The sequence below is a fragment of the Nitratireductor sp. GISD-1A_MAKvit genome (assembly GCF_040819555.1).
Taxonomy (GTDB): Bacteria; Pseudomonadota; Alphaproteobacteria; order Rhizobiales; family Rhizobiaceae; genus Nitratireductor.
Genome location: NZ_CP161920.1, coordinates 1,478,763 through 1,504,627, shown reverse-complemented (window position 1 = coordinate 1,504,627; position 25,865 = coordinate 1,478,763). Strand labels below are relative to the sequence as shown.

Sequence of the window (25,865 nt, the reverse complement as noted above, 5' to 3'; positions counted from 1 at the left end):
CACAGAGGAGAGCCGTCAATGTTACCGCGCCGAAAATCGTCCCTGGTCCTAGCGCTCGCCGCAAGCCTCGCATCGGGCGCTGCATGGGCCGCAGAGGCCGATTCCTGCCAGTCCGTAACCTTCTCGGACGTCGGCTGGACCGACATCACTGCAACCACGGCCACTGCCTCGGTGGTGCTGGAGGGCCTCGGATACGAACCCGAAACACAGGTGCTTTCGGTGCCGGTGACCTACGCCTCGCTCAAGAACAATGACGTGGACGTCTTCCTCGGCAACTGGATGCCGACCATGGAGGCCGACATCGCGCCTTATCGCGAGGATGGCACGGTAGAAACCGTGGTCACCAACCTGGAGGGCGCGAAATACACGCTGGCCGTTCCACAATACACCTATGATGCGGGCCTGAAGAGCTTTGCGGATATCGCCAAGTTTTCCGACGAGCTGGACGGCAAGATCTACGGCATCGAGCCCGGCAATGATGGCAACCGTCTGATCCTCGACATGATCGAGAATGACACGTTCGGCCTCAAGGATTTCGAAGTGGTGGAAAGCTCGGAAGCCGGCATGCTTTCGCAGGTGCGCCGCGCTGTGGGATCGAAGGAGCACGTGGTGTTCCTCGGCTGGGAACCGCACCCGATGAACGCCAATATCGAAATGGCCTATCTTGAAGGCGGTGACGACGTGTTCGGCCCCAACTATGGCGGGGCGACAGTGCATACCAACACGCGCGCGGGTCTTTCCGAAGAGTGCCCGAATCTTGGCAAGCTTCTGAAGAACATGGTCTTCTCGCTTCAGATGGAAAACGAGATCATGGGCAAGATCCTTGACGACGGCGCTGAGCCACAAAAGGCGGCTGAAGAATGGCTCAAGGCCAATCCGGACGCGCTCGGCCCATGGCTCGAAGGTGTCACCACATTTGAGGGTGAGCCTGGCCTCGACGCCGTGAAGGCGCATCTGGGCATGTAAACGCCATGACGATGCGGGGTGCCGGGGCAGGCACTCCGCGACGTCTCACTTTCGGCCCGCAGGCCGAAAGTCCGCCGCACCGACGGCACGCACAACGCATAAGAAGAAATCCCAGAAAAGGAACTCCCCGGGCTCATGGACCCTCTTTCAGAATGGATTGCTGACTGGAAAATTCCCATCGGCCGGTGGGGCCGAGACTTCTTCGACTTCCTGACCACCAATTTTGCCTGGCTGTTCGACACGCTGGCAGATGTTCTGGCCGATGTTCTGGACGGTATGGTGGATATACTGCTGGCCGTTCCCGCCATCGTTCTGGTGCTGGCCATTGCAGCACTCGCCTATCTCCTGCAACGCTCCTGGAAACTTTCTGTCGCGGTCGCGCTTGGCCTGCTTTTCATCATCAATCAGGGTTTATGGGAAGAAACGGTCGAGACGCTGGTCCTTGTGGTGGCCGCAGCCGCCGTGTCCATGGCGATTGGCGTCCCCGTTGGCATCTGGGCAGCCCATAATCCACGCGTCTATCAGTTTCTGCGACCGGTTCTCGATCTGATGCAGACGCTGCCGACCTTCGTTTATCTGATACCGGTCCTCATCCTGTTCGGTCTCGGCGCCGCGCCCGGTCTGATCGTGACCGTGATCTTCGCTTCACCGGCGCCGATCCGGCTCACCTATCTCGGCATCACCTCCGTTCCGCAGCCCATGATCGAGGCCGGACATGCCTTTGGCGCCACCAAACGCCAGCTTTTGTGGAAGGTGGAACTGCCGGCCGCCCTCCCCTCCATCATGGCAGGTCTCACCCAGTGCATCATGCTCTCACTTTCCATGGTCGTCATCGCCGCGCTGATCGGCGCAGACGGGCTCGGCAAGCCGGTTGTGCGCGCGCTCAATTCGGTCAACATCCCCCTCGGGCTTGAAGCTGGCCTCGCCATCGTCGTTCTGGCGATCATTCTTGACCGCATCGCGCGCATCGAGCGGGGGAGCGACAAATGAGCGTGGCCATCGATTTCAACAAGGTCGACATCCTTTTTGGCACGGATCGGCAGAAGGCAGAGGCACTTCCGCTCGTGGATGCGGGCAGGAACCGCGAGGAAATCCTTGCCGAAACCGGCGCGGTGCTCGGCTGCGCCGGCTGCGATCTTACCGTCGAACGCGGCGAGATCTCCGTGTTGATGGGGCTTTCGGGATCGGGCAAGTCCACATTGCTGCGAGCGGTGAACCGACTGAACACCGTGGCCCGCGGCAATGTCGTCGTTCATGATGGCGAGTGGCAGGCCGATGTGGTGAACTGCTCGCAAGCCGAACTGCGCAAGATCCGCCGCGAATGCGTGGCGATGGTCTTCCAGCAATTCGCCCTTTTGCCCTGGCGCACGGTGGCGGAGAATGTCGGTTTCGGGCTGGAGCTGGCCGGTGTCCCCGCAAATGAGCGCAAGGAACGCGTGATGGCGCAGCTCGAGCTGGTGCATCTGACCGACTGGGCCGACAAATATGCGCATGAGCTTTCCGGTGGGATGCAGCAGCGCGTAGGCCTTGCGCGTGCCTTTGCCACGGAAGCGCCGATCCTGCTCATGGACGAGCCCTTCTCCGCGCTCGATCCGCTCATCCGCACCAAGCTGCAGGACGAGCTGCTCGAACTTCAGGAGCGCCTGAAGAAAACCATCCTGTTCGTGAGCCACGATCTTGAGGAAGCGCTCAAGATCGGCAACCGCATCTCCATCATGGAAGGCGGACGGATCGTGCAGACGGGCACGCCGGAAGACATCGTTCTGGCACCCGAAAACGACTATGTGCGGGATTTCATTTCCAATGTGAACCCGCTCTCGGTGCTGACGGCGTGGAACGTGATGCGTGACGTGCGCGACCTTGAAGCGGCCGGCGAAGGCTGGCTCTGGCTCGACCGGCGGCGGACCACGCGGTTCCGGTTCGATGAAAACATGCTGGTCATCGACGCCGAGCGCAACGGCAAACCCGCCATATGGGTCTCCTGCGACAACATCGAGGACCTGCCGGAAGACAGGCCCAAGGTCTTCTGGGCAACAGCGGGCACACCACTGCGCACCGTGATGCGGGCCATGCAGCAATCCCAGACGGCGCCGGTGGCGCTGTTTGACGAGGCCTCACGTTTTGTCGGGGCGATTGGCATCCGCGACGTGCTGGGCGCCATTATCCGGCGCTGAGCATCTCCACACACAGCGGCATTGCGCAGATGCCGCTTTTCCAGCCCGCCCTCCCTCGTTACTGTCTTGAAGATAAATCGAGGGAGGCTGTCTCATGAACCCATCCGGTATCGTAGCGCTCGTCACGGGCGGCGGCTCGGGCCTTGGGGAAGCGACCGCGCGTGCGCTCGCCGACAAAGGCGCAAAGATCGCCATTGCGGATGTCGGCATGGAGAGGGCCGAAGCGGTGGCCGCCGATATCGGCGGTATCGCGGTCAGATGCGATGTCACAAGCGAAGCCGACGGGCTGGCGGCCCTGGGTGAAGCAACCGAAAAGCTTGGCGCGCCCCGCATATTGGTGAACTGCGCCGGCATCGCCATCGCGATGAAGACTGTCGGCAAGGATGGACCGCACCCTCTCGACCTTTATCGCAAGGTGATCGAGATCAACCTCCTGGGAACGTTCAACATGATCCGTCTGTTTGCGGCCCAGGCACAGGAGCTCGAACCGCTTGAGGGGGGCGAGCGCGGGGTTGTCGTCAACACCGCCTCGGTGGCTGCCTTCGACGGCCAGGTCGGCCAGGTTGCCTATTCCGCGTCGAAGGGCGGTGTGGTGGGCATGACATTGCCCATCGCGCGCGATCTTTCACGCTCCGGCATTCGGGTCTGCACCATTGCGCCGGGCATCTTCAAGACGCCGATGATGGCGGGCCTGCCGGAGGATGCACAGGCTTCGCTCGGTCAGCAGGTGCCCTTCCCGCCGCGCCTTGGCGAACCTTCCGAATATGCAGCACTTGCCTGCCACATCGTCGAGAACCAGATGCTGAACGGCGAGACGATCCGCCTTGATGGCGCGATCCGCATGGCGCCGAAATAGCCAGGCAACGGGAAAATCCACCGTCGCCGCTTGCAGCCGCAAGCCTGATCGGCGAAGGAGATGCTTCAACGGATTGAGGCATCGATGAGCAAAGGAAAATCAAAGGACGTCATTCTCGAAACGGATGCGGACGCCATTCGCCTCGCGAAGACGCTGTTGCGCACTGCACGCTTTGGTGCGTTGGCGACAATCGATCCCGATGATGGTGCACCCTTCGCGACCCGCGTTGCGACCGCGACCGACCTCGATGGCGCGCCGCTCATACTGGTCTCAGGCCTGTCTGCCCATACCAAAGGGCTGGAAGCCGACCCGCGCTGCTCGCTGCTGATCGGCGAACCCGGCAAGGGCGACCCGCTGGCACATCCGCGCCTTTCCGTGAAAGCCGTAGCATGTCTTATCGAAAAAGATGGTGATGCCTATGCACACGCAAAGCGCCGCTATCTGTCCCGCCATCCCAAGGCGAGACTCTATTTCGACTTTCCTGATTTTTCGATCTACCGCCTGGAGCCGGAAGCCGCACTTTTGAACGGCGGCTTTGCGCGAGCCTACAGGCTCGCCCGCGCTGACCTTCTCAGCACCGGGGCCGCACTTGCCGAACTGGCTGAAGCGGAAGCCGGTGCAATAGAACACATGAACAGCGACCACGCCGACGCGGTCGAAAACTATGCCCGACATTTCACGGGAGCGCCGGCCGGCAAATGGCGGATCACCGGGATTGACCCGGACGGGTTGGACCTGGCCCTGGGTGACGAAACCCGCCGCGTGTTTTTCTCCAAGCCTCTTGCCAATGCATCACAGATGCGCGCCACGCTTGTGGCAATGGCGAGGGAAGCCCGCGCTGGACTTTCTGCATGAAGCGTCAACTGATCCGCATCGAAGACGCCGAGGATCCGCGTATCGCGTCCTACCGAAACATCCGTGAACGCGATCTGGTGGGGCGCCAGGGGCGGTTCGTGGCCGAGGGGCGAGTGGTTCTCAATGTCCTGTTTTCCACCAGCCGGTTTTCTGCCGAAAGCGTGTTCCTGCGCGACAACCGTGTGAACGGTCTCGGTGATGTCATCGAACGCATTCCCGAGGATGTGCCGGTCTACATTGCTAGTGGCGCGGTTATGGATCAGATCGCCGGTTTCGAAATCCATCGCGGCATTCTCGCCATTGGCAGGAGGCCCGGGACCACGGGCGGCGACCTCCTTCGCACTCTTCCCCGGCAAGCTCTGGTCGTCGCGCTGTCGGGCATTTCCAACCACGACAATATGGGATCCATTTTTCGCAATGCGGCATCGTTCGGAGCCGCTGCGATCCTGCTGACGGATGATTGCTGCGACCCGCTTTACCGCAAGGCGATCAGGGTTTCGGTCGGCGCGGCGCTCAAAGTGCCCTTCGCCCGATTTGCCACCACACAGGATCTTGCCGACGCGTTGATTTCACAAGATTTTTCCATTCTCGCGCTCAGTCCCAGTGGCTCTATTGACATTGCCGGGATCAAACGCGCGCCACGCCAGGCGCTGCTTTTGGGAAGCGAGGGACATGGACTTTCAAGTGACGTCATGGAACGCCTGCCGACCGCTCGTATCGCGATGATGCCTGATTTCGACAGTCTGAACGTTGCGGCCGCTTCGGCAATTGCCCTGCACAGGCTGTGGCAGCCCGTGGCCTAGCGATCAGATCATTGCGTGGCCTGATCGCGCAGAGCCCGGATGCGTTCCGCAAGGCTCAGGGGCCGTTCTCCGCCGCCATCTTCTCCCCCGGCAGCGAGCAGGGAGTTGATCGAAGACCCCTCCCCTTCGAGTGCGGCGGTGAGATTGACAACTTCGGCAGCGAGGGAGTGAATTTCCTCACGCAGAGCATCGTCCGCCTGCGTTTTTTCCTTCGCCCCACCATTGTTCGGCTTCTTCCGGGGCAGTGCTGCCCGGAGTTTCTTGTTCTCCTGCATCAATCGTGCGATGCGCGACTGCAGTTTCTCGCGCTCGGCTTCCTGCCCCTGTGCCGAAGCCACACTCATATCGCCCTCACTTCCAATGACAGAACGCAATTGAACCGACTTGTCGGCAAGCTCGCGACGCAACCGGACGCATTCATCCTCCAGTTTCTTCAGGCGCTGCGCCCCTTGCCTGGAAAGGCTGGCCGCACTTGCAGCCTCCGCATCTTTCCGTAGCCGTCCGAGTTCGCTCTCCTTGCGCCTGAGTTTTTCCTCGTGCTCGTAAAGCAGCCTCATCTGGCTCTCCAGCTTCTTCTGGAGATCAGCGTATCGCTTCTCCGCCACTTTCAGCCCGGCAAGGGCTTCCTTGCGTGCAGTGTCAGCTTCCCGTGCGGCACGAATGGCCTCCTTGCGATCACGGCGCGCCGCAGCCAGTTCATCTTCCAGCTTGTGCAACTCGGTTTCGCGCGAAGCCAGCTCGATCTGCCTGCTGCTGGAACGGAGCCGCTCCTCCTCAAACTGGTCGCTGAGTTCGCCCAGGGCAGCGTTTCGTTCACCCAGCTCTCCCAGCGCTTCCTCCAGTCGCGCCCTCAACTCTGCAATTTCGGAGGTGTTTTCCGCCAGAATTTCACGCTGTCTGGCAATTTCACCCTGCAGCCGGGTTATGGTCGCGTCCTGCCTGTCGCGCTCTTCGGCAAGCTGGCGGGCTTCATCTGTCACGCGGGAAAGTTCGATCAGCTGCGACGAAGACTTGCGGTTCAGCGTGTCGACACGCATTTCCAGCCGACGGGTCGCCATTGCATGCTCGGCGCGCAAACGATCCTTCTCCGCCTCCAGCTCGTTGGTGGAAAGGGGCATGCTGGCCTCGATACGCCTGGTCGTAAGACGAACCGCACGTCGCCACACAAGCGGCGCGAGAAGCAAGGCCACAAACCCAGCGACGAAGAACCCCAGAAAGAAAAGCAGTACAGTCTTGATCACCGCGTGGAACCCGTTTCTACAAGGAAACCCTGTATCGGACTTGGTCCTCTTGGGTCCCGTATATTTGCGCCCGCGTCAAGCTGATACACAAAGAGTGTACCGGCACGACACGGGCGACAGTCCGCTTAGCTGGGGAAATCAGAACGGGTTCCAGGTGGGGCTCGGCGTGAGCTTTAGATAACCAAGATTCACACCAAGGCGTGCCCCGACACCGGTTCGTATGGGAACCAGGATCATGTTGTCATTGGTCAGCGCGTTAAAGCCCAGTCCGGCGACGAGGTAGGCCGATCCCGCCACACCCCCAAAACGCCGATACAGGTCATTCACGGCATTCAGGTTATAAACGAGAATCATCACACGCGAGCCGGTACCTCCATAGTCCCAGCCGATCGAAGGTCCTTGCCAGTAGACTTTGTGATCTCCGGCATTCTTCGTGTAAAGCGTGCCTTCTCCGTAGGTCAGCCCACCAATAAAGGCGCCGGAGCCTTCCTGGCCGAGCACGTAACCATTGGGCAAACCGTAATTCGAAAAGACCTTCTCGACAACGGTGGCCAGCCCGCCGGTCGTGGAGCCGAAAAACCCGTGTCCGGCTTCAATGATCTCCTGCGCCGTGTAGCCGTTGTTGGCTCGGGCCGTATTGACCATAAAGGCCAGAGCGCCGAAGCCAATCGCGAGAGCCAATAGCCCGGCATGGATAAGCCGCGCCCAGTCATAAAGCCTTGCAGGCATCGTTCTTTCTCCATTCATGAGTGGCTTTTTCAGCTCGCCCCTCTTTCGTCCCGCATCGCACCCGAATGCTTCAAAATAGGCATTGAATCTTTTCCAACTGTTAACCTCAACATGAAACATGGCACCGGAGTGTTTTGAAGCACGGTCCCGCCGCTGCGAACCGTTCCGGTCTCGGCCCAACTGTTGCCGGTTTTCGCAGCTCTGTGTAACCAGAAGTGGTGTGTTCCATGATCTGATTCGGTTGGGGAATGGGACCTTCGTCGTCATAGACATTCAAGCAAACAGGCCCGAGCCGCGGTCACGGAATGCGGAAACGGCCGATTGGCAACAACGTCCGGAGGACAGATGCCCATGTCCGAACTTTTCTCGCTGAGCGCACCCGATCTGGCAGCTCTTCTGTGCAGCCGCGTTTGCCACGACATCATTTCTCCGGTAGGCGCCATCAACAATGGCCTTGAACTGCTCGACGAAGGTGGTGCGGACGAGGACGCCATGAGCCTGATCCGGGCCAGTGCGGTCAACGCCTCGGCTCGGCTCCAGTTCGCCCGGATCGCATTTGGAGCTGCCGGTTCCGCAGGCATGCAGATCGATACCGGTGATGCACACACGGTGGCGATGGCGTTCATCAAGAACGAAAAACCGGATCTTGAATGGCAGGGTGGCCGTGCGCTCCTGCCCAAGAATCAGGTGAAGCTCCTGCTGAACCTGCTTCTCGTTGCCAACGCCGCCATTCCCCGCGGTGGAAAGCTGCGTGTCGGGCTCGAGGAGCTTGAAACCAGCCCCGTTTTCACGATCAAGGCGGAAGGGCCGATGCTGCGCGTGCCGCCGAAATTTCTCGAACTGCATTCAGGCAACAAGCCTGACGAGCCAATCGACGCACACAGCGTTCAGTTCTACTACACCCTGCTTCTGGCGAAGGAGACAGGGATGAGTGTCAACATTCGCGCCACGGCAGACGAGATTATCCTCACCGCAAGAAAATGATCCGTTAACCATAAGTGTTTGCGGCAGCTTTACCAGCCTACCTGTATAGTTCCTGCTTCTCGTCTGTCACCAGAAGCGGCATCGTTCGAAAGGATCCGGAGTATGGCTCGCTGTCTCATTGTCGATGACTCAAGTGTCATCCGGAAAGTGGCCAAGCGGATACTGACCAGCGCCGAGATGATGGTCACCGAGGCTGCCAGCGGAGAGGAAGCGCTCGACCTTTCGGCGCACGAGATGGCCGACATCATCATAGTCGACAGCTCACTGCCCGATATGGAGCCAAGCGAGCTCATTCGCCGTCTCATGGCAATGCCCGCCGATTTCAAACCGCATATTCTTCTGTGCCTGGTCGAACTTGATCTGGGTGCAATCATGCGGGCCAAACGCGCCGGTGCGCAGGGTTACATGCTCAAACCCTTCACGAGAACCCAGCTTCTGGAACAGTTCCGCGAATTGCAGACTGCGGCCTGAGCTCCTGCGACAAATCACAACAGCAGAAACAAAAAACCCGGCCTGCTGGCCGGGTTCGCCGTAGACGTTGGAAGCGCGTGAGCGGATCACGCGCTCTCACGGATCTCCTCGGGCTCGCGCAGAACATACCCGCGCCCCCAGACCGTTTCGATGAAGTTCTGACCACCCGAGGCTGCATCGAGCTTCTTGCGCAACTTGCAGATGAAGACATCGATAATCTTCAGTTCCGGCTCATCCATGCCGCCATATAGATGATTGAGGAACATTTCCTTGGTCAATGTCGTACCCTTGCGGAGGGAAAGGAGCTCCAGCATCTGGTACTCCTTGCCGGTGAGATGCACTCGCTGGCCCGCAACTTCCACCGTTTTGGCATCCAGGTTCACGATCAGGTCGCCGGTGGTGATGACCGATTGTGCATGCCCCTTCGAACGGCGCACGATCGCATGAATGCGAGCAACAAGTTCATCCTTGTGGAAGGGCTTGGTCATGTAATCATCTGCGCCGAAGCCAAGGCCACGCACCTTGTCCTCAATGCCAGCCATGCCGGAGAGAATGAGGATTGGCGTCTTGACCTTCGAGAGACGCAGCGTCCGCAACACTTCGTAACCCGACATATCCGGCAGGTTAAGATCGAGCAGGATAATATCGTAGTCATAGAGCTTGCCGAGATCGACGCCCTCTTCACCGAGGTCCGTCGTGTAGACATTGAAGCTCTCCGACTTGAGCATCAGTTCAATGCTCTGTGCCGTGGCACTGTCGTCTTCAATCAGCAGAACGCGCATCTTTATCCCCTTTTCGCCGCCGACCCGGCCTGGCAGGTACCCGGCACCGAAGCATTAATTGCCTGATCCGAAGGCTGCCAGTTAATGGTTAACAAAATCTAATTCGGTCTGGCAAGCGCCAGAATCTCTTTTCAGCTTTTGAAGGCACCACTTTGATTCCAATGCTGAAAAATCCTCTCCTGTTCAGATCGAATCGCTTTAGCAATTTGCGCTAAATGACTCTCCGATCAATCGAATTACGGGTTTCTCACGCATAATCTTTACTGTGCCTTAAGCCATCATCCTTATGATTAACGATGCCCGTAAACGAATGGTTACCGAGGAAGCCGAATCTTAGGAATTTGTTTCCTAAGTCCGGGTATCGTCGGGAACTGCCCCAGCGTTGACGGGGTCAGACAGCTGCCAACGGGCGCTGGTGTGAGCGTATTGTGGGAGTATCGAGTATGAAGCCACGTGAAAACCTGGTTCGACTGAAGCAGTTTCAGGTCAATGAGAAGCGCCGCCGTATGGCGCAGTTGGATTCGATGATCGCCGAATTCGACCGCATGGCGGCCGAGCTCGATGCCCAGATCACATCCGAAGAGACCAAGGCCGGGATTACCGACCTCAATCACTTTGCTTATCCGACTTTCGCCAAGGCGGCACGCCTGCGCCGGGACAATCTGCGCACGTCACAGATTGAACTCACCGAGCAGCGAAAGGCCGCCGAAGCGGAACTGAGCGAAGCCGAGGCCGAGCTCGCGAAGGCGGAGGCCCTCGAAAATCGTGACGGGCGCGGGCGTCAGGATGCAGCTGCGTCGCGCGCCATGACTGGCTGAGATCGATCGCTGCATCGCGAATTACCACCAACGACCGGTTTTTTTTGTGGCAGGGCATTGTTCCTGCCATTTATTTTCGCGATTGGCGCAATCCTACTAAGCGTATGAAAAAAGGCCGGCAAATGCGCCGGCCCTTTTTGGTCTTGTTGCTGAACGCTTCCGCCCCTCTCCTTCCTGAAAGTAAGATGAGCGCCGGAAACAGTTCAATGCCGATATTGCTGGATACGCGTTGTACGCAACCCCGCCAAGCCATGATCATCGATAGAGGCTTGCCATGAGAGGAACTCCTCCACCGTCAGACGATAACGCTGACAAGCCTCCTCAAGGCTCAATAGCCCGCCGCGGACAGCGGCAACGACTTCCGCCTTTCGGCGTATCACCCACCGGCGCGTATTGGTCGGTGGAAGATCCGCAACAGTGAGCGGGCTGCCATCCGGGCCGATAACGTATTTTACGCGCGGTCGAACCATTTCGGTCATAGTACTCTCTACCTGAACTCAAGACCCGTCGAACAAGCTAATGCGCCGGCTTTAAAATTTGCCTAAACACATGGTAATCATACGGTAACGGACATGAATCCGGCGTTAGGGATTTCGGGCGATTTTAGTTCAAACTGCAACCATCGAAGCCGCAACGCCAGCGAAACCAAGGCTCTGAGCCGAGCGCACCGAATTAACCTTCTTGCTGGCGATTGCCCGATCCTTGACCTATATTCGCCGCATTGGCATGTAGCCTGCGACGCAAAAGCAAAGAAGATCAGACGAATGAACAGCCTAGACCTGCCCGGACGCCCGCAGGACTGCCGAATCGTGGTTGCGATGTCCGGCGGCGTGGATTCCTCCGTTGTTGCCGGCATTCTGGCGAAAGAAGGCTATGATGTCGTGGGCGTGACGCTTCAGCTCTACGACCATGGCGAGGCGACACATCGCCCCGGATCATGCTGTGCCGGCCAGGATATCGACGATGCACGGCGTGTTTCGGAGACACTCGGCATCCCGCACTATGTGCTGAATTATGAAAAGCGTTTCCGCGAAGCGGTGATCGACCCGTTTGCCCAGAGCTACGTGGCCGGAGAAACCCCCATCCCGTGCGTCTCCTGCAATCAGACAGTAAAGTTTGCGGATCTTCTGGAAACCGCCAGAGAGCTTGGCGCCGATGCACTGGCAACGGGGCACTATATCCGCAGCCGCGCCAATGGCGCACACCGCGCGCTGATGCGCCCGGTAGATGCGGACCGGGACCAGAGCTATTTCCTGTTTGCCACAACCCAGGAACAGATCGATTATCTGCGCTTTCCGCTTGGCGGCCTTTCCAAGCCGGAGGTGCGCGCCATCGCAGAGGAGATGGGTCTGAGCGTCGCAACGAAACAGGACAGCCAGGACATCTGCTTCGTGCCGCGCGGCAAATATTCCGACATCATCAGCAAACTGAGACCGGAAGCAGCCACACCCGGTGAGATCATGCATCTGGACGGGCGGCGACTGGGCCGTCATGACGGCGTGATGCACTACACGATTGGCCAGCGCCGCGGCATTGGCGTGGCGACGGGCGAACCGCTTTATGTCGTTCATCTCGACGCCGACAACGCGCGTGTGGTCGTGGGCCCGCGCGAAGCGCTGGAGACACGCAAGGTTTTTCTTCGTCAGGTGAACTGGCTTGGAGACGAACCGCTGACCGACCTGCCCCGTGACGGGATGGAAGTTTATGCGAAAGTTCGCTCGACGCGTCCGCCCCGCCCGGCTGTTCTGCATCATGAAGACGGCAACACATGGGTGGAGCTTGTGGAAGGAGAAGCGGGCATCGCCCCCGGGCAGGCCCTGCGTTCTTTATTCCGACGAAGGCAACAAGGCACGCGTGTTTGGCGGCGGCTTTATCGAACGCTCGGAGCGCGGCGTCGAAGCAGAGGAACAATTGTCCCGTCTTGCAAACACCGCGTAGCGGGCGACTGTGCTGACGCGCCCCCACGTGTCGCGGCCAGCCAGCCCGCCCCGGCTGTTTCCGATCCCAACCGGCAATAACGTGGAAAGACTGGCACCCGATGGCGCAGGCCTCTATCCGTGTGTGACGGAGCCAGCCGTAAGGATGCGCAAAACCTCGATTGCCTCTTCACCGGTCGTGCGGGGCTCGCTTCGGGTCTCGATACAGTGAATGAAGTGCTGGAGTTCCCGGGTAAGCGGCATGCCTTCCTCCACCGATACATAGGTCGGTTCGTTGGCGGTGAATGCCCAGTGGCCACTGTCCTGCCAGACCGCATGACGATAGACGGCCAGCTTGCGCTCCCACGGCTCGACATCGTCAAACACGGTCATCGCCTTGTCTCCGACCACGGTCAGGCGCCGTTCCCGATATGGGTTGAGGCGCGATGTGAAGAGGTGGCTGCGCAGACCGCCGGGGAACCGCATGTGCAGATGCGCGAAATCGCTCAGGTGATCGAGCAGCGCCGCCCCCTCGCCCCGCACTTCCTCAGGAGCCACGCCGGTAAGCGCAAGGATCATTGAAAGATCGTGAGGCGCCAGATCCCACAGGGCGTCGTTTTCCGTGTGAAACTTGCCAAGCCCCAGCCTGTGCGAGTGGATATAGCGGATATCCCCAAGGTCACCCTGGTCGATGAGCTGCTTCAGCTTTTCAAAAGCCGGGTGGTAGCGCAAAACGTGCCCCACCATGATGATACGTTCGGTCTCCGACGCAACGGAGACGGCCCGCTCGGCATCCTCGACAGTGAGCGCGATGGGCTTTTCCACCAGCACATCCTTGCCGGCGCGCATGGCCCGCATGGCATATTCTGCGTGAAACTGTGGCGGCAGAGCAAGAACAACGGCATCAATGTCTTCGTGTTCGAAGAGTGCCTCGGGAGAAATTGCTTCGCACCCATGCTCGCTGGCAAAGCCTTCCGCCCGCGCCTCATTGGCATCGGAGACGGCGGCAAGCACACCGAGAGATCGGAGCGTGCGAATGTGGTTCGAGCCCCAGTAACCACATCCAAGTACGGCAATACGCGTTTTCATCAAATCCTTCGCCTGAAATCCTGGCGCTGAAAACAGATACAGAGGCCGCACCGGCGACTCAACCCTGCCCTTGTAAACTCGATTGTTTCTTAGGGGAAATCGCGTGCCAGGACAAATTCCCAAAGAAACGCGAGGGCCCGCTTGACATGGCAGACATGTCCACCTTATATCCGCGCGACTTCTTGAGGCCGCCGGTAGATTTGCCGCGCACGCAGCCTCCGGTCGGCGGAGTAGCTCAGTCGGTTAGAGCAGAGGAATCATAATCCTTGTGTCGGGGGTTCGAATCCCTCCTCCGCTACCAGTCCATGTGTTAAGCGGTTGATTTTACTGCACAAATAGTCTTAAAACTTCATTCTGCGCGCTACCATCAGAACAGCTAACCAGCTGTTTTCATAGACTTTTTTTTCGCGTTTAGAACCCGCTGCCATAGCCCCAGACTTTGCGTCGTGAGCGGCGAAAGTGGCAGCAACGTCCGCCAGCAGTTGAAAGCGGTCCCCTGGCAACGCAGCGGCAGAGGATTGTATCTGCGCTATCAGCCTGTCTGCCTTTGATGGTTCAGCCTCATCCCAGGGACGCAACAAGCGGTCGGCATCGACTTGGAGGACGTTGGCAATTCGCAAGAGCGTTGCCAAGTCAGACTCCCTGTCGCCCGTCACATAGAAGCCGTAACGCCGCTCGCTGCTGCCAACGCGCCTCGCGACCTCCGCGTCCGTCAGGCCAAGCTCTTTCGCCCGACGTCTCAGATTATTTCCGAACTGCTGCATACGAACATTTTGTTCGCTCACATCGGTCGGAGCCATGTATGATATGGGCGTCTATACACGTTCAATTCGAACTTTCACGCAATGGCGAAGAAGCCTCCCTCTCCGACGAGCGCATGGGCACGGAAGCTCTTCGACTAGCAATTAGATGCCTTTGTCTGCGCCCTAGCGATTGAAGCGGCAAGGGAGGATCCCTAAGAGGCACTCAAGGAGGCGCGGAATAATAAGGGTGGGTGGCCAAAGAAGAAGCAGATTAGAATGCGACCGTTGGACAGAGGGGTAAAAATGAGCGGCGGGCAACGCAATCGTTCAAGCCTATATCTGGTCGATGAGACCGCCATTGAACAGCGCCATGACGAGATCATTCTCTCTTCGTTGGCACTCCAAAAGCATGTGGCGATGATAAACGCGAGCTTGGATTGTCTGGACAGAGCGCTGCGAACTTACGACCACCGCTCAACGGATGAACTAATAGTTCTTCGTCTTGCAGCCAGATGTTTCAACTCGGGCGCCGCCGCTCTGCGATTGGCTCGAATGGGCTATTATAACCAATGCCTATCGCTGGTTCGCGACCTCTTGGAAGTGACGCTTCTGCTCGATTTATTTGAGCGAGACGCTTCGACAATTTCCGAATGGACGAGGGCATCGGAAGCCGAACGCTCCAGCAAATTCTCTCCGTTCCAAGTGCGGATGCGATTAGAGGACATCGAGAAACGGATAGGAAAGGCACCTCTGAATAGGAAGCCCACTTATCAAACATTCTGCACGTATGGGACACATGCCTCGCCCGAAAGTTTCGTTCTGATCTCCCCGGATATGATGACCAAGATCGGACCTTTCCCAGACGAAGGTCGTCTCAAAGCGATGATCGAGGAGATTGTGCAGCACCTTACGTTCGCAGTGATCGTCTTCTTGAGCCACCTCGATAAGGAACATCATGCCGCCGTTGAACTGAGGGTGGAGTACTACGACCGCGCAGACATCTGGGCAAACGAGTTCATTCGCGGCAAGCAGCCGTCGTAGTGAAAGGGCAACGGCGAAATTGGTTGCATGCAACTGATTGCACCAATCCACCGCCTCCGAGCCCGAATTGACTATATTTTTCAGGCGGCTGCGACCAACGTGAAGGATATCCTCAGGTGTGTGAGAATTGACCAGCACGGTCCTCCGCTACCATCAATCCCCGTGTACGGCCCGGAGACATAGGTAACAGTTTGTACCTAAGCCATGGGTGACAATCTCGAGCCGAACGGGTTGTCGATTGTTTGCAATGTTCTCTGTTCCAGGTCGATATATCCCAGATCATAGTGCATGAAGCTGATCAGCCAAATGCCATCGTCCACCTCCTTGGTTGCAGGCCTCTGACCGGCCATGACGGTTGAGACGTTTATCTTCTTTCTTGCCATGCATACGCGGCCGCATGCGGTGACGAGGATGTCCTTGTCGTGAAAGGGGTATTCCACATCCGGCAACCCCTGATAGGTTCTTGAAGCAGGCGTGTTGAGCTGGGCGGGCGTTTTCATACTGAGGGCTTCGTGTGGCCGTTCCTCGTTGAATTCGCTGAGGAACCCACCCGGGCGGGCCTGCCGTCAGATGACCGGTTGGCCGAAAATCCTCAAAGATCAAAATCGCTGCTGCCCGCATCGCTCATGGTGGCCTCCTTCCGCTCCTCCTCAATCTGCGCCATGCGTGCGGGGGCAGATACGGCCTGCCGGAAGTGAACGACCTTTCCGTCCTCGCCGAGCTTGACACCAAGCACCATGACTTCAAATTCGGGACAGTCTTGGCGCCCCCCAAAAAGCTGCGGCAGAGAATAGGTTGATGCAATTGCGGGAACCGTGGACCGCCCGTGTTCATCCACCCATGTGGCCCGGGCGTCAGCCGGTCGCAAATTGCCTGCTTCCCGCGCTTTGAGACTCAAGCGAAACTGTGTCGAAGAGCTTCTCGCGATCGCATTCAGACTGCGTTTGCACGCCGCCGCAGCGCTATCAACGGGTCTCGCCCGCGCACCCGGCAAAACAGCAGGCTCGGCCCAGACAGAGACGGAACCCGTCCTTTCCAGTTCCTGCAGCATCTCCACATCGATCTGCCCGTAGGTCTGCAGGAGCTGGTCACGCAATTGTCCCCATACCGGTCCCTGGCCGGGTCCGAAAAGTCTCGTACGAACGATAGCCGTGACGGCATCGGAAAGGGTGGGAGGCTCGTGGTAGAGCGCGACCATTTCCTGACGTTTTACAGATTCCAGCAGGATCCCGTTGTGATAGGCATCCCAATCGTTGATCGGCTGCTCGTTCTGCAGGGCATCCTGCCTGTCTGCAGTGCGTGCGAAGAGCCGCCTTTCTGCCCCGATCTGTTGAGCAATCTTTTCCACCGACGCTTCAAATCCGGCACCAAGAGAAACACCAAGCACGGCAAACTCCCCAGCCTGCCCCACGGGGGGAGCGCCATCGGCCACCGCATCAGGGCCTTTGGCGGCGACTGGCGGAGCCTTGAATGTATGCCGCAAGCGGACCGATCGAGGATTGATGACCGTCTGCGCCTCCCCGGCATCAAACAGCAACATCTCCACCGGCTGATATCGCAGCGTCATGCCCATCGAGAAAGCACGGGCAGAAGACAGGTCCACTTCCGTGATCCCAAGCGCCAGCAGCCCGTCGAATACCGGGAAGCTCTTACTGCTTTGCTGAAATGTCTGCGCCTCTTGTGGAGGCATGGACACAAACATGCCTTGATCAGCCATGACGCCTTGAGGCGTTTCACCCGAGAGCAAGGAAACGTTCAGCGCATTGTCTGCCTCGCCGGCTTCAGGGCTGAATTCAAATCCGGGGCGAACCAGCCAGCCTTCTCGGTCGAAATCGTAGGGTTCAAAGCGAACATACGCCTTTAGCCAGTGCACGCTGGGCTCGCCACTGCGCGCAGCAAGGCCGGCGACCAGCTCTGCAGCCGCTTCACGTTTGGCAAACGTGTCGTCGCGCGCATAAGAGCTGCTTTCCAGCTGCTCACGAAAAAGGTCTTCCGTGTCCCAACCCGCAAGTTTCGCACCGACCGAAAGCAGGTCCGACTTCCAGGCGAGGCGGACCTCTTCAAATTCGCGAGGCCCAGCCCTTGGGAACGTCGCAGCGCCAATTTCAGGGGCATCCTGCCATCTTGTCTCGCGTAACGCACGGCGAACAACCAGTCGCTCCGGATGCCCGGCGAGCAAGAGCCTTTGTTGTCCGTCAGGCAAGGTGACGCGCTTTTCGGCGGTCACGGCCATTTCCACTGCCGCAAATGGCCAGCCCCCGTTCTGCTCTGCATGGGCGGGCAGTTCCTGCGAGACCATGTAACCAGCGCTGTCTTGTGGAAACACAAGCATGGCCGCACCGAACTGACCATTGCGGCCAACCACCGGCAATGGTGTCACCAAAAGATTTTCCACGGGAAGCTGAAGGGCTTGAGCAACGTCCCGCAAAGCCCGGTCGCTCTGTGGCTTCGCAAACGCAGCCAGATTGCGGTTTCCCTCTGCCAGCGCTTCATCATATCTGACGCGGAAGGAAAATGTCAGCCCGGTTTCCACGTCAAACAGACCATCGGCGTCGAGCGCATCAATGGAAACCGTATCTGCCCTGTCTGCTATCAGAGCAATTTCTTCCTGCGTATCAAGCCACCATGGCCGCCCGAAATCTGACAGGCTGCGCGCCTCAGGTGTGTCGGTCATGTCGCGCAACGCAGCATCAGGATAGCGGTAAAGGACTTCTGCGAGATTCTGCCCCGATCGCAGCTCAAGTGCACCTGAAGGCCGCGCATCAAAGACAAATTCAGGCCGTCCATGTCGGTCACGAGAGATCCGGCTCTCGACAATCGCGGGGATCGCAAGTGCGAATCGCGCCTGTCCAAGCCGGTTGATCAACGCTTCGGCGGTCGCCGGGTCGACCGAGAATCCTTCAGGCCTCATGTTCGTGCGCACCGGAATACGCGCCCGGTAGCCGGAAAACTCACGCGCCGGGCTCTGCTCACCCGCAAAACAGGTATCGAGTTCTTTTTCACCGAATGGAAAACGCTGCTTTTCAAAATCATACTCGCCAACACGCAGACCGCAAACCAGCAGCAGACGCTGTGGTGAGGAGCGGCGATCACGCGCAATGGCGGCCAATGCCTTCTCCCGCAGCGCAGATTTGAAGCGGGCGACTTCGAACTGATTGTAATCGAAGGTCAGATAGCCGTTATCGACATCCTGTATCCTGCTGATCATACCCTTGGATATGTAGGCTTCGAGCCTGCCCGTATCCGCAAGGCCGGCAGCGGTCGCCGCCGCGCGAACTTCAGATTCCGACAACGTCTGGTGATTTACGAAAATCTGCTCATGCTCGGTCCCGATGGTCTCCGCAGCCACCATGGACACCAGATAGTCCCGTTGCCGCTGAATGCTCTCCTTGCCAAGCAGTTCTCGAGAAAGGCTTCCCCCAGGGCCGGCAGCAAGGACGATGATCCGTTCATCGGCGACCGGGCCAACATCGGGCGGCGCGTCCGGTGAACCCTGCTGCGCAACCGCCTTTTGGGCAACAGCACCACGCCCATTGCCAGCAATCACCACCAGTTCCTGTGACCGCTTGCCGAGTGAGCGTACCAGACACATGACATCACTGCCGCAACGATCGCGCTGCGCCATCCAAGCGCGCTGCTCGGCCTGAAGGCGCGCTCTGCCGCCTGCATCGAGCCCTTCCAGCGCTGCGGCGTAATGCCTGGCAACGGCACGGTCGAGTTCCGCCAGGTCCGCGTTGCCGCATATGGCATGTTCAACTCTGCTTGACGCTTTTGCACAGTCGAAGCTCGGCCTATGTTCGTTTGCCACGGCCTGAGTTCCGGTGTGACCCGCAGCAACATCGCGCAGAAGACGGAGCAGATTGCTGTTTACCTCTCCCCTCGTCGCAAGACCGGTATCACGCTCGAACGCGATGATTGCATCGCGGGTACGTCTTCCCATCAATCCATCGACAGGCCCGGGATCATAACCAAGCTGGGCAAGCAGGGACTGCACCTCGCGCACATCCCGCCTAAGGGAAGAGCGCTGCACGATGCGTGCAGCTGGTGCCTCCTGCCGCGAGCCTTGAGCAGGGGGAGACTGATACCGACGAAGCGCTCTCTCAAGTTCGGAGAACGTATTCAGTCCTCTGGAGAGGTCATTCAGATCAACAGCGACTGCCGGCAACGGAAGTGCGACGACAAGTGCGATTATGGATGCAGGAAGTATCTTCAGCATGACGACCCCACCGCAGAAACTCATACCAAATGATGCTGCCCCTAAAGAAATCAGAGCAACCGGCAGCAAGGCGGATCGCCCTTTCACTGCCGAAGGACAAGTCTTGCGATGCCGGACATCGATTACCAGTCATCTATTTGGCTGAAGCAAAAAGTGGCAGGGCCGGTGCGTCCTGAACCTGGCACGGCCATATCATCGGCAGTGCCCTGGAAATGAAGCCCTCAGGAGTGGTGCGTCACCAGCTCTCGCGACTCCCGCCAGGTATCGCCTGCAAAAGTGCTCGCGTGTAAGCCTGCTGCGACTGCGCAAAGAGAGTACGCGGTTCTGCTTCCTCAATGATGCGGCCGCGCTGCATGACGCATATCCGGTCACACAGAGAGCTCGCTATGCGCAAATCATGCGTTATGAACAGCATCGCGAACCCAAAGCGCTCCTGCATTTTACCCAGAAGGTCCAGAACCTGCGCCTGCATAGTAACATCGAGCGCAGAAAGCGCCTCGTCGGCTATGAGCAGGTCGGGACGCAGCGCAAGGGCGCGCGCGATGCAGATGCGCTGGCGCTGTCCTCCGGAAAATTCGTGCGGAAAGCGGTGCAGCGCCGAAGGCTGCAGCCCAACCGCCGCGATCAGATCGCGCACCCGCTCGTAGGCTTCCCCGCGCGACAGACCATAGCCTATCGGCCCCTCGGTCAGTGCCGAACCGATCTTCTGGCGCGGGTCGAGTGCGGAATACGGGTCCTGGAACACCATCTGAACATGCCGGCGAAGAGAGCGCAGGGGTGCACCTTCCTTGTTGACCAGGTCTTCGCCGTTCAGTTTGATGCTGCCACCGTCAACCGTGCCAAGGCGGATGATCGCGCGCGCCAGCGTCGATTTGCCGGAACCGGACTCGCCCACCAGTCCGACCGTTTCGCCCGGACGGATGGAAAGTGAAACGTCGTCGAGCGCTGGGATGTCGCGCTCGGGCCACCTCTTTTGCAACCCCTTCGCAACGAGGAAAGGGGGCGCATTGTTGGATTCCACCACGCGCGGAGCGAGCTTTGGAACCGCTGCAAGCAGAGCGCGCGTGTAGGGGTGCTCCGGCGCTTCCATGATGTGCGCTCTGGTGCCCTCTTCCACAAGGCATCCCGACTGCATGACGGCAACCCGGTCGGCGATCTCTTCGACGACACCAAAATCGTGAGTGATGAACACGATGGCGGTGCCGTGACGCGCGCGCAGATCGCGGATTAGATCCAGTATCTGCGCCTGCGTCGTCACATCCAGTGCCGTGGTGGGTTCATCGGCTATCAGCACCGCAGGCTCCAGCGCCAGAGCCATCGCGATCATGACGCGCTGGCACTGTCCGCCGGAAAGCTGATGCGGATAGCGCTCATAGATCGCTTCCGGTTCCGGCAGCAGAACCTCGCCAAAGAGTTCGAGAACGCGTTCACGGATCTCACGCTTGGGCATGTCGGTGTGCAAGCGAAACACTTCGGCGACCTGCTCACCAACCCGATAGAACGGGTTGAGCGATGCAATCGGCTCCTGAAACACCATGGCGATGCGCCGGCCGGCCAGATCCCGCCGCGCCTTCGGCGGCATGGTCAACAGGTCCCGCCCTTCGAACAGAATCCTGCCACCTTCCACCGCAAGACCGCGCGAAAGAAGCCCCATGATGGCAAGCGACATGACGGATTTACCGGAACCGGATTCCCCAACGATACACAGTATCTCCCCCGGGGCGACGGAGAAGGAAACATCAGCGACGGCATGCGTGCGGTCGGCGACGCCTGGCAATGCAATCGATAGATTCTCGACGGAAAGCAGTGGGGCGGATCGAGCCATGATGTTTCCTCAAATGCCGGACATTTCAGAGACGCGCGAGGTCCCCGGCCCTTCCCTCTCCGGACGGCCCGGGGAAAATAGTGCGTCAGAGATTCAGGTAGCCGGAATGCAGCCGCATCTCGAACTCGGGCACCGGAACGAAGGAAATACCGTCCCGAACGGCCCAGTTGGCCAGCGACTTCCACATGTACTGCCCTGGCGTAACGCGCTGCCATTCTTCGGAGAGCTGGAGGAAGAGCGCCTTTCGCTCTTCCGGGTCGGTGGATTTGGCATAGGCCGTGCCGATCTCGACGAACCGTTCCGTTGGATCCCACGTCTTCCAGGAAGCAGACGAGATGACGCCGGTCGGGCTCCAGTCGAGCCAGAGCGGCTGATACGGATCGCCGGGAATGAAGCTGGTTCCACCGGAAACCGCGAGCATATGGAAGGGCCGTTCATAGGCAAGCTGGAAGTTATCGAGGAACTGCGCCTCTACATTGATCCCGGCCTCCCGCCACATCTCCACCATGATCTCGGCGGCTGCATCGTAGTTTGTCCAGAATCCACGGGTGATGTGCCAGATGAGCTTTTCACCCTTATAACCGGACTTCGCAACCAACGCCCGCGCCGCCTCCAGATCGTATGGCAGGCGCGGCTTCGCGGAGGGATCGTAGAAATCACCATATTCGGGAAAATTGAATGGCACGGCGGGAAAGAAAGTGTTCCCACCAAAGAGCGCCTGAACGATGGCATCCATGTCGATTGCCTGGATCATTGCATAGCGCAGATCCTGATTCTGCAGCGGATTGCCTTCAGGATCATTGCGGGTGTTGAAGAGCACCGCAGTGTAGTTGTTCACCTGCTTGCGGATCAGGTTGGCGCCTTCCATCGTCTCGATCTGGTTTTCCTGATCGATCGGAATGGATGCGATGATGTCGAACTCGCCGGTCGCAAGCCCGGCAAGACGCCCGGCATATTCGGGAACGAGCAGAAAGTTCAGTCGCTCCACCGGCGGCGCACCATCCCAGTGATCGGCAAACGCTTCCAGCCGTGCCGCCTCGTTGCCACGATAGTTCACCACCCTGTAGGGACCGGTCCCTACTGGTGCCTGACCGAAACCATCGACGCCCTTTTCAAGGTAATAGGCTTTGGGAACCACATAACCGATGAAGCCTGAAAGCTTGCCGGGAATGTTGATGTCCTCATCCGCCGTTTCGATCTCGACAGTCAGCGGTCCGGTCGCCTCGACCCGCACAAAACCGGCGGTGTAGGTGCGACCGCGCGGTTCATAGGGCTCTTCACCCCACAGCCGCTCGGCAGAAAGCGTGAAGGCAACATCCTCGGCTGTCATCGTCTCGCCATTGTGGAACTTCACGCCCTCACGCAACGTGATCGTCCAGACCTTCCCGTCGCGTTCCCAGCCAGTCGCAAGGCGCGGTATCAGTGTCTGGCCCGACGGGTCGTTGAGATAGTCGATCTCGACAAGCCGGTCATAGATGTTCGGGAAGATGCGGATAGAGGCGTTCGATATTCCGTTGATGGGTGCGATGTTGTGCCAGAGCGCCTCAACGGCAACGTTCAGCTCCGTCGTTCCCGATGCAAGGGCAAGGCCGGGCATCATACCCGCCATAAGGCTGGTGCCGGCGATCAGCTTTCCGAATTCACGTCTGTTCATGTCGGTTCTCCCATTGGTTCTGTGTTATTGCCGCACGCGTTGCAGCGCCGGATCGAGACGATCGCGCAGCCAGTCTCCAAGCACGCACATCGCCAGAGAAACGAGGAAAATCGTCAGGCCCGGCAGCACCGATATCCACCAGGAGGTGGACAGGTAGTCCCGCCCGTCCCCCATGATCTGGCCAAGGCTGGTCATGGGTGGCTGAATGCCGAGACCAAGAAAGCTGAGCGCGCTTTCGAGCAGGATGATTTGCGGAAAGTTCAGCGTGAGCTGGACAATGAGAATGCCAGCCACATTGGGCAGCACGTGCCGCAGGTAAAGGGCGAGAGGCGGCACGCCGAGCGTGCGGACGGCTTCCGCCCAGGGCTGGCTCTTCGCTGACAGGACCACGCCGCGCGACAGGCGGGCATAAGAATCCCAGCCGAACATCGCCATGAGCAGGATCAGAAGCCCGAACGAATTTCCGAAAAACGCAAGCAGTGTCAGGGCAATCAGGATGAATGGCAGGGATGCCTGAATGTCCACGATCATCATGATCGTCTCTTCGACCCAGCCGCGGAAATGCGCCGCGACGAAGCCCAGCGTGCAGCCGAAAAGCGCTCCAAGAACCGAGCCCAGAAGCGCGATGAGAAGGGATATGCGCAATCCCTCGGCCATCCGTGCGACCAGGTCTCTCCCGAGCCTGTCCGTGCCCAGCGGAAACTCGAAATCGCCTCCGAAGAGCAGCGGCGGCCGCATGCGTGCAAGCAGGTTTTGCTGACTTGCGGCATAGTCGGAAAGCAAGCCGCCAAACAGTGCGAACAGCAGCGCGCAGATCAGTGTCGCAATCGAGAGCCAGACAATCGTTGAAACATGGCGCATCATTTGCTCACTCGAATTCGCGGATCAATCAGGGAATAGGTAAGATCGGCCAAGAGGTTGGCGAGAACCATGAAGGTGGCCATCATCAGAACCAGCCCCTGCACCACTGCCAGATCACGCGAAGCAACCGTCTGCACCAAAAGGCGCCCGATGCCCGGCCAGCCGAAAACCGCTTCCACGACCACCGTGCCTCCCACCAGCGCGCCAAGATTGAGGCCAAGGATGGTGACGATCGGAATGGCGGCATTGGGTAGCGCGTGCCGCAGCACACCGTAGAGAAAGGGCGCGCCCTTTGCGCGGATCGTGCGCATATAGGGGCGCTCCAGAACTTCCAGCATGGCCGAGCGGGTGAAACGCGCCAGTGTTCCCGCAACGTAGAACCCCAGCGTGAGACCGGGCATGATGAGATGAAGCGCGCTGCCAGCACCCGCGCTTGGCAGCCAGCGCAGATAAAACGAGAAAAGCAGGATCATCAAAATGCCGAGGAAATAGTTCGGCAGCGCAAAACCGACCACGGCGAAGGTCATAACACCACGGTCAAGCAGACTGTCGCGTTTGAGCGCGGCAAGGATGCCAGCGGGAATGCCGATTGCAAGCGCCCAGAGATAGGCCACGGCTCCAAGTTGCAATGTGTTCGGCAGGCGCTCGGCGATAATCGCCGTCACGGCGCGCCCGTCCTGATAGGAGTGCCCGAAATCTCCGGAAAGAAGATTGAGCATATAGGTGAGATATTGCTCGAAGAGGGAACGGTCGAGTTTCCATTTCTGACGAAACTGTTCGATCTCGGCCGGCAGGGCATCGGGACTGAGCAGAGCCACAACCGGATCGCCCGACGTGCGCAGAACGACGAATGTGAACGTGACCACCGCCCATAGCGTGATCAGTGTTCGCAAGAAACGCTTGAGCCAGAAGCGTCGTCCCAAAGCCACCCTCCTCATTGTTCTCCTTTCTGGAGCCTAGGAAGGGAGCGGGAGACCGCCTAGCTGGAAGAACTTACAGGTTGGATCGGAAGGAGGGCACCGGATCGAGCAGGCCATAGTGGGCCGCTCGCGCCAGCGTCTGGGCCCGATTGCGGGCGCCGAGCTTCTTCATGGCCGACTGCATGTGCATGATGACGGTGGAAAGCGACCGACCGAGCACATGAGCCACCTGCTTGTCGGGCCTGCCTTCGGCACACAGACGCAGACATTCCATCTCGCGTGGCGTCAGGCGTACGGCAGTTGTCATCATCGCTTCATCGCTGATCGAAGCCATGATCTCGTCCTGCAGCTCCTGCGCCATCAGGGAGAAGGCTGCCGCCAGTTCATTGTCGAGCCGCCGCTCGGGCGGCCGTTCGTTCCAGATGCCGGTCACCGTCGCAAGACCGCGCGTCCCGCCGCGAACGGCCACCGTGATACCGCGCGCCAGCTTGTGTTGACGCAAAAACCCGGCGACCTCTGCAGGAATGTCGCCGAATTGGCTCAACTCCGAAGACTCGTCGCAGTGATAAGACCAATAAACAGGGCGCGCACGGGTGAGCGCAATCTTCTGCACCGGGTCGAGCTGGTAGAAGCCGTCATTGCACCAAAGTCTCGCCATCTCGCCGGGAACGTTTCGGGACGCAAGAAGGGTGGGAGTGATCAGCTCACCCTCCGGCGTGAACGGCACTGGTGAAAAATCGTAGATCAGCGCCTGCATGCCGAACCTGGCCACCGAGCGGGCTGCCCGGTCGACTTTGCGGTCCAGTTCGGAAGTGGATTGCGTTGTCGGCTTACTGTTCATCACCCGGATCTATTCGAAACTTTCAGACATCCCCAAGCCTGCATGCTGGAAGGCTAAGGCCCTGATTTTCCGGTGGCAAG

At 59.1% G+C, this 25,865-nt stretch carries 23 protein-coding genes, 1 tRNA gene and 1 pseudogene; 12 read left to right on the top strand and 13 right to left on the bottom strand.

The window, feature by feature from the left end:
- The first annotated feature begins 18 nt into the window (after positions 1 to 18).
- From AB2N04_RS08475 to AB2N04_RS08450, 6 genes are all read left to right on the top strand, one after another.
- Complete coding sequence (locus tag AB2N04_RS08475; RefSeq protein WP_367718329.1) at positions 19 to 966, top strand: choline ABC transporter substrate-binding protein; 948 nt, start codon at positions 19 to 21, stop codon at positions 964 to 966.
- A 135-nt stretch (positions 967 to 1,101) separates the two neighbouring features.
- Positions 1,102 to 1,956, top strand: a complete 855-nt coding sequence (gene choW / locus AB2N04_RS08470) for a choline ABC transporter permease subunit (RefSeq protein WP_367718327.1) — start codon at positions 1,102 to 1,104, stop codon at positions 1,954 to 1,956.
- Positions 1,953 to 3,140, top strand: a complete 1,188-nt coding sequence (gene choV / locus AB2N04_RS08465) for a choline ABC transporter ATP-binding protein (protein WP_367718325.1) — start codon at positions 1,953 to 1,955, stop codon at positions 3,138 to 3,140. Before choW ends, choV begins: the two co-directional genes overlap by 4 nt.
- 94 nt (positions 3,141 to 3,234) lie before the next feature.
- Positions 3,235 to 3,996, top strand: a complete 762-nt coding sequence (locus AB2N04_RS08460; RefSeq protein WP_367718323.1) for a 3-hydroxyacyl-CoA dehydrogenase — start codon at positions 3,235 to 3,237, stop codon at positions 3,994 to 3,996.
- An 84-nt stretch (positions 3,997 to 4,080) separates the two neighbouring features.
- A complete protein-coding gene (locus AB2N04_RS08455) occupies positions 4,081 to 4,851 on the top strand; it encodes a HugZ family protein (protein ID WP_367718322.1) in 771 nt (256 codons plus the stop codon).
- Positions 4,848 to 5,654, top strand: a complete 807-nt coding sequence (locus tag AB2N04_RS08450) for a TrmH family RNA methyltransferase (protein WP_367718321.1) — start codon at positions 4,848 to 4,850, stop codon at positions 5,652 to 5,654. The genes AB2N04_RS08455 and AB2N04_RS08450 overlap by 4 nt, the downstream gene beginning before the upstream one ends.
- A gap of 8 nt (positions 5,655 to 5,662) precedes the next feature.
- Here AB2N04_RS08450 and AB2N04_RS08445 read toward each other — a convergent pair whose 3' ends face one another.
- Both AB2N04_RS08445 and AB2N04_RS08440 read right to left on the bottom strand, forming a co-directional pair.
- On the bottom strand, positions 5,663 to 6,895 hold the full coding sequence (locus tag AB2N04_RS08445) for a hypothetical protein (RefSeq protein ID WP_367718320.1): 1,233 nt from the start codon (positions 6,893 to 6,895) through the stop codon (positions 5,663 to 5,665).
- A gap of 138 nt (positions 6,896 to 7,033) precedes the next feature.
- Positions 7,034 to 7,642 (bottom strand): DUF1134 domain-containing protein, encoded by a 609-nt coding sequence (locus AB2N04_RS08440; protein ID WP_367718766.1) that lies wholly within the window; start codon positions 7,640 to 7,642, stop codon positions 7,034 to 7,036.
- Between the two features lie 333 nt (positions 7,643 to 7,975).
- Here AB2N04_RS08440 and chpT point away from each other — a divergent pair, with 333 nt between their 5' ends.
- Both chpT and AB2N04_RS08430 read left to right on the top strand, forming a co-directional pair.
- Positions 7,976 to 8,608: a histidine phosphotransferase ChpT gene (gene chpT / locus AB2N04_RS08435; RefSeq protein WP_367718319.1), complete on the top strand. Its 633-nt coding sequence runs from the start codon at positions 7,976 to 7,978 to the stop codon at positions 8,606 to 8,608.
- 102 nt (positions 8,609 to 8,710) lie between these two features.
- Positions 8,711 to 9,079, top strand: a complete 369-nt coding sequence (locus tag AB2N04_RS08430; RefSeq protein ID WP_367718318.1) for a PleD family two-component system response regulator — start codon at positions 8,711 to 8,713, stop codon at positions 9,077 to 9,079.
- An 86-nt stretch (positions 9,080 to 9,165) separates the two neighbouring features.
- On the opposite strand, the gene ctrA is transcribed toward AB2N04_RS08430, so the two are convergent.
- Complete coding sequence (gene ctrA / locus AB2N04_RS08425; RefSeq protein ID WP_223021304.1) at positions 9,166 to 9,861, bottom strand: response regulator transcription factor CtrA; 696 nt, start codon at positions 9,859 to 9,861, stop codon at positions 9,166 to 9,168.
- 443 nt (positions 9,862 to 10,304) lie between these two features.
- Between ctrA and AB2N04_RS08420 the strand changes: the two genes are divergently transcribed.
- Positions 10,305 to 10,679 (top strand): flagellar export protein FliJ, encoded by a 375-nt coding sequence (locus AB2N04_RS08420; protein ID WP_367718316.1) that lies wholly within the window; start codon positions 10,305 to 10,307, stop codon positions 10,677 to 10,679.
- A gap of 203 nt (positions 10,680 to 10,882) precedes the next feature.
- Here AB2N04_RS08420 and AB2N04_RS08415 read toward each other — a convergent pair whose 3' ends face one another.
- Positions 10,883 to 11,158, bottom strand: a complete 276-nt coding sequence (locus tag AB2N04_RS08415; protein WP_295813786.1) for a DUF1153 domain-containing protein — start codon at positions 11,156 to 11,158, stop codon at positions 10,883 to 10,885.
- Between the two features lie 285 nt (positions 11,159 to 11,443).
- Between AB2N04_RS08415 and mnmA the strand changes: the two are divergent.
- Positions 11,444 to 12,617, top strand: a pseudogene (mnmA, locus tag AB2N04_RS08410) (tRNA 2-thiouridine(34) synthase MnmA).
- A gap of 113 nt (positions 12,618 to 12,730) precedes the next feature.
- Here mnmA and AB2N04_RS08405 read toward each other — a convergent pair.
- The gene (locus AB2N04_RS08405; protein ID WP_367718313.1) at positions 12,731 to 13,684 is read right to left on the bottom strand and encodes a Gfo/Idh/MocA family protein; all 954 of its coding nucleotides are present in this window, start codon (positions 13,682 to 13,684) and stop codon (positions 12,731 to 12,733) included.
- A 224-nt stretch (positions 13,685 to 13,908) separates the two neighbouring features.
- Here AB2N04_RS08405 and AB2N04_RS08400 point away from each other — a divergent pair.
- A tRNA-Met gene (locus tag AB2N04_RS08400) sits at positions 13,909 to 13,985 on the top strand.
- Between the two features lie 40 nt (positions 13,986 to 14,025).
- Here the strand turns inward: AB2N04_RS08400 and AB2N04_RS08395 are convergent.
- Positions 14,026 to 14,484, bottom strand: coding sequence for a helix-turn-helix domain-containing protein (locus AB2N04_RS08395; protein WP_367718311.1), 459 nt, complete (start codon positions 14,482 to 14,484; stop codon positions 14,026 to 14,028).
- 246 nt (positions 14,485 to 14,730) lie between these two features.
- Between AB2N04_RS08395 and AB2N04_RS08390 the strand changes: the two genes are divergently transcribed.
- On the top strand, positions 14,731 to 15,468 hold the full coding sequence (locus tag AB2N04_RS08390; protein ID WP_367718309.1) for a hypothetical protein: 738 nt from the start codon (positions 14,731 to 14,733) through the stop codon (positions 15,466 to 15,468).
- A gap of 197 nt (positions 15,469 to 15,665) precedes the next feature.
- Here the strand turns inward: AB2N04_RS08390 and AB2N04_RS08385 are convergent, their stop codons facing one another.
- The 7 genes from AB2N04_RS08385 to AB2N04_RS08355 form a co-directional block, all read right to left on the bottom strand.
- Positions 15,666 to 15,968: a transposase gene (locus tag AB2N04_RS08385; protein WP_367718307.1), complete on the bottom strand. Its 303-nt coding sequence runs from the start codon at positions 15,966 to 15,968 to the stop codon at positions 15,666 to 15,668.
- A gap of 92 nt (positions 15,969 to 16,060) precedes the next feature.
- Positions 16,061 to 19,684, bottom strand: coding sequence for a peptidoglycan-binding protein (locus AB2N04_RS08380; RefSeq protein ID WP_367718305.1), 3,624 nt, complete (start codon positions 19,682 to 19,684; stop codon positions 16,061 to 16,063).
- Positions 19,685 to 19,919: 235 nt separating this feature from the next.
- Positions 19,920 to 21,509, bottom strand: a complete 1,590-nt coding sequence (locus tag AB2N04_RS08375) for an ABC transporter ATP-binding protein (RefSeq protein ID WP_367718303.1) — start codon at positions 21,507 to 21,509, stop codon at positions 19,920 to 19,922.
- An 85-nt stretch (positions 21,510 to 21,594) separates the two neighbouring features.
- On the bottom strand, positions 21,595 to 23,163 hold the full coding sequence (locus AB2N04_RS08370) for an ABC transporter substrate-binding protein (RefSeq protein WP_367718301.1): 1,569 nt from the start codon (positions 23,161 to 23,163) through the stop codon (positions 21,595 to 21,597).
- A gap of 24 nt (positions 23,164 to 23,187) precedes the next feature.
- The gene (locus tag AB2N04_RS08365; protein WP_367718299.1) at positions 23,188 to 24,027 is read right to left on the bottom strand and encodes an ABC transporter permease; all 840 of its coding nucleotides are present in this window, start codon (positions 24,025 to 24,027) and stop codon (positions 23,188 to 23,190) included.
- Positions 24,024 to 24,947 carry an ABC transporter permease gene (locus AB2N04_RS08360; protein WP_367718297.1) on the bottom strand — a complete coding sequence of 308 codons (924 nt, stop codon included), beginning with the start codon at positions 24,945 to 24,947 and terminating at the stop codon, positions 24,024 to 24,026. Before AB2N04_RS08360 ends, AB2N04_RS08365 begins: the two co-directional genes overlap by 4 nt.
- A 70-nt stretch (positions 24,948 to 25,017) precedes the next feature.
- The gene (locus tag AB2N04_RS08355) at positions 25,018 to 25,785 is read right to left on the bottom strand and encodes an autoinducer binding domain-containing protein (RefSeq protein ID WP_367718295.1); all 768 of its coding nucleotides are present in this window, start codon (positions 25,783 to 25,785) and stop codon (positions 25,018 to 25,020) included.
- Positions 25,786 to 25,865 lie beyond the last annotated feature (80 nt).